This window comes from Mycobacterium sp. (assembly GCF_032162105.1).
Taxonomy (GTDB): Bacteria; Actinomycetota; Actinomycetes; order Mycobacteriales; family Mycobacteriaceae; genus Mycobacterium.
In genome coordinates this window covers 1-3,293 of the sequence record NZ_JAVRPS010000592.1, presented here as the reverse complement: position 1 = coordinate 3,293, position 3,293 = coordinate 1, and the positions used below count along the sequence as shown (strand labels likewise).

General features: G+C 66.9%; 3 protein-coding genes. All 3 read right to left on the bottom strand.

Translation table 11 applies throughout. The annotated features are described in order from the left end of the window. Positions 1-16: 16 nt before the first annotated feature. Positions 17-2,218 carry an FUSC family protein gene (locus QOC69_RS30285; protein ID WP_526446208.1) on the bottom strand — a complete coding sequence of 734 codons (2,202 nt, stop codon included), beginning with the start codon at positions 2,216-2,218 and terminating at the stop codon, positions 17-19. 76 nt (positions 2,219-2,294) lie between these two features. Beyond that, positions 2,295-2,432: a hypothetical protein gene (locus QOC69_RS30280; RefSeq protein ID WP_526446207.1), complete on the bottom strand. Its 138-nt coding sequence runs from the start codon at positions 2,430-2,432 to the stop codon at positions 2,295-2,297. 222 nt (positions 2,433-2,654) lie between these two features. After that, positions 2,655-3,293 (bottom strand): sensor histidine kinase (locus tag QOC69_RS30275; RefSeq protein WP_526446206.1); only part of this gene is annotated, 639 nt, incomplete at its 5' end.

Sequence of the window (3,293 nt, the reverse complement as noted above, 5' to 3'; positions counted from 1 at the left end):
GGGGACAGAACCGTGTTCAACTCCAGAGTTGAACCACGCACCAACGCCGACGTGCGCGCCGAACTGGGACTTCACATCGGACCTCGGCGGCGGTGATCGGCGACGGACAGATCAGCTCGAGTTCGCTGAGGATGGCTGCGACTGCCACGAGAGGCTGCGCCGCGTTGACCGCAGCTTCGTCGCCGGTGAACGCCGCGCGTAGCGCGAGCACGAATTCGTCACCGATCGGACCCCGGGTCTGATCGGTGACCCCGGCGAGTCGGGCCAAGAACGAGTCGGCGTGAGCCTCGAGGACGGCGCGCGCACGCGGAAATGCAGACAGCGGTGGCGGGGTTTTGATATCAGCGATGGTGTCTACTGCGCTGCGCAATCGGACCGCGCGACCGGCTGCCCGTACCACGGGATCGCGTGGGTCGGCTTCGCTGCCGGATTCGGAAAGGTATTGGCGCACAGCATCATCGGCAGTACGGTCGGCCACCAGCGCGTCGTGGCTGAGAGCAGTGACGTGGACGTCGGTCTCCTCCGAGGCGCCACGGGTGACGCGGAATGCCGCGGCGCGCAAGTAGCGCGATCCGAGATCGAACGCGGTGTCGATAGCAGCCGATACCGACCCTGTGGCGCCCCTGGGCCACAGCAGCACCGACACGACGACGGCCACCGCCGCACCCGCCGTGATGTCTTCGATGCGCACCAAGCCGAGCTGCCAACCCATCGGAGCGATCAGGTTGAGGATGATCAGCACGGTCATCGTGAACGCCGCCTGACCGGCGCCGAATGAGGCCACCCGAGGAACGTAGGCTGCCGCGAAGATCGCGATCGGAAGCAGCGTCCAGAGCACTGCCGGCTCGACACCGGCAACCGCGATCAGCGTGGCGCCCAGGGTGACCCCGATGGCGGTACCGGCAACGGCACGAACAACTTTCGTACCGGTGGTCAACGCGCTGCTGCCCATTACCACGATTGCGCCCAGCACAACCCAGAACCCGTGTTGCACAGGAAACAGGTGGGTAGCCGCCACGGCCAACGCGAGCCCCACCCCGGTACGAACCGCGTTGCGCGCCGCCACCGATCGGGTGGAGAGAAATCCGGTGGTGATCGTGCGGACGGCAACGGCTTCCGGAAGCAACCGGTCGGCTGCCCCGCTGGGTGGCAGCCGCAGGCCGAGCGCGCGCGCCCATACCGGACGCGCGTCTGCCCCGGCGGCTGCCGCGATGACCCGGCCGGTCAGGCCAATGGCAGTCGTAAGGGTCCGGCGGAGGAGCAGCTCACGACCGACGGCGAGTGCCGAGTCGTCGGAACAATCGTTGAGTACGGCAACGATGTCTTCGTGGTGACGCCTGCGCGCCGCCGACCGAAGCTGTGCCAGTGCGACCACCAGTTCGACACTGGCGGCTGCGCGCTCGGCAACGCAGACGACGTCAAGCACGCGGGCAGAGCAACGCACCACCTTGACGGCGGGTCGTTTCGTATCCATGAGAGCGGCGCCGGTGTTCTCGTCGACTCGGTCCGTCACCCATTCCAGGTCGTCGATCACCCGCACCAGGGCCTGGCTGCCGGCCGTCAAGCCGACTGGGCGGAAGTCGGCGTCAAAGAAGTTGACCCGCAGTGCTTTCATCGCCCGCGACACCTGCGACGCCGACCCGACGCCTTCCAGCCGGTCGGCCAGCGCACCGCACACTTGCGCCGCGTGCCGCCGCAGCTCTCTGTGGTGCCGCGGCGGAAGAAGGAACAACGTTGCCGGCATGCAGACGACTAGTGCGATTGTCCAACCCAACAGACGCTCGCCGATGGGCCCGATCGGAGTGCAGACCGGCAGCACGTAGGCCAGCAGCGTCACGCGCTGACCCGCGGCGATAGTCTCGCTAAGGACACCGGCCAGCGTCACCGCGACACCAAGGACGAACATCAGCGCCACCGCCAGCCACGGCAGGGGAGCCACCAGGGTGCCGACCGTGATCAGAACGGCCCCGTTGAATCCGACACCGCAGTGGGCGAGTGCACGCCCCTGCCGGTTTCCCGGGAAGTCGACTAGCACCATCAGCCACAAGGCGCCGACGATCGTGAACAACGGAGCCTGCGAGCCACCCGCGACGACGAAACTCACCGCGGCCGCCAGCGGAACGACGATCGCCGCCCGGACAGCACGACGCAGCGCATCGCGCTCAGGATCGTCCGTCCGCAGCCGTTCGATCATCACGTGTAACAAGCCGGCCGGCATCAGTGTGACCCGACGGGAAGCGGGTGATCTGCGTAGCCGCCTCTCGCCGCCGGAATTGTCCGTCGCGGAGGTCATTTCACCTGCGGTCACCGCGGTCCTTATCGACGTTGCGCCAGTACTTGAAGGTCCGTTCCAGGATCGGTCCGGTGACGCCGTTGAGCACGTGGCCCACGAGGTTGTCGACGACCCGGTCATGACCTGCGTCGTCCACCACCCAACGGACCGTCGTGCGGTTGCAGAATTGAACAGGTTCCAGAATCGCGCTCGGCAGAACCGAAGTCATCCCCGCTGCCACTCATCGGTGGATAGCGCCCGTTGGAATCTCTACCTACCGGCTACCTGGCAGCACTCCGGCTGCCCGGCGTCGCTGCCCGCAATACCGCCATCTCAGACGCGCTGTGAAATGGCGTGGAGGATGCGCAAATTCCCCGGAGTGTCATTGAGCCGCATCGAGCGGGATCTTGGCAGCCAAGGACGTGCCGTGTCCGGGCTGACTCGAGATGGTCAGCTGGCCGCCGAGGGCAGCGACGCGGTCGGCCAGACCGACGAGCCCGGACCCATTGGCGGTGTCGGCTCCACCGATTCCGTCGTCGTGGATCGAGAGGTGCAGGACGGCACCCCCGCAGGCTACGTGCACGCTTATTTGGGAGGCTCGCGCGTGTTTGGCCGCGTTGGTGAGCGCTTCGGCGACGACGTAGTAGGCACCCACTTCGACGGAGTCCGGCAACTGCCGGTCGAGGTGTAGGTCGAGTTCCACGGGGACGGCGGAGCGGCGGGCCAGCGTCTTGAGGGCGGGGGCGAGTCCTCCCCGGGACAGGATCGCGGGGTGTATGCCGCGTGCGATCTCTTGGAGGTCTTCTGAGGCGCCGGCCAGACCTGCAATGAGGTGTGAAAGCTGTTCCTTGAATGCGGACAGTTCAGGCGGCACCGAAGCTTCTGCGGTGCGCATTTCGAGGGCCAGTGAGACCAGCCGTTGTTGGGCGCCGTCGTGCAGATCGCGTTCGATGCGACGCCGCGCGTCGTCTGCGGCGGCGACGATCCGCGTCCGGGACGCAGTGAGCTCGGTGCGGGACTC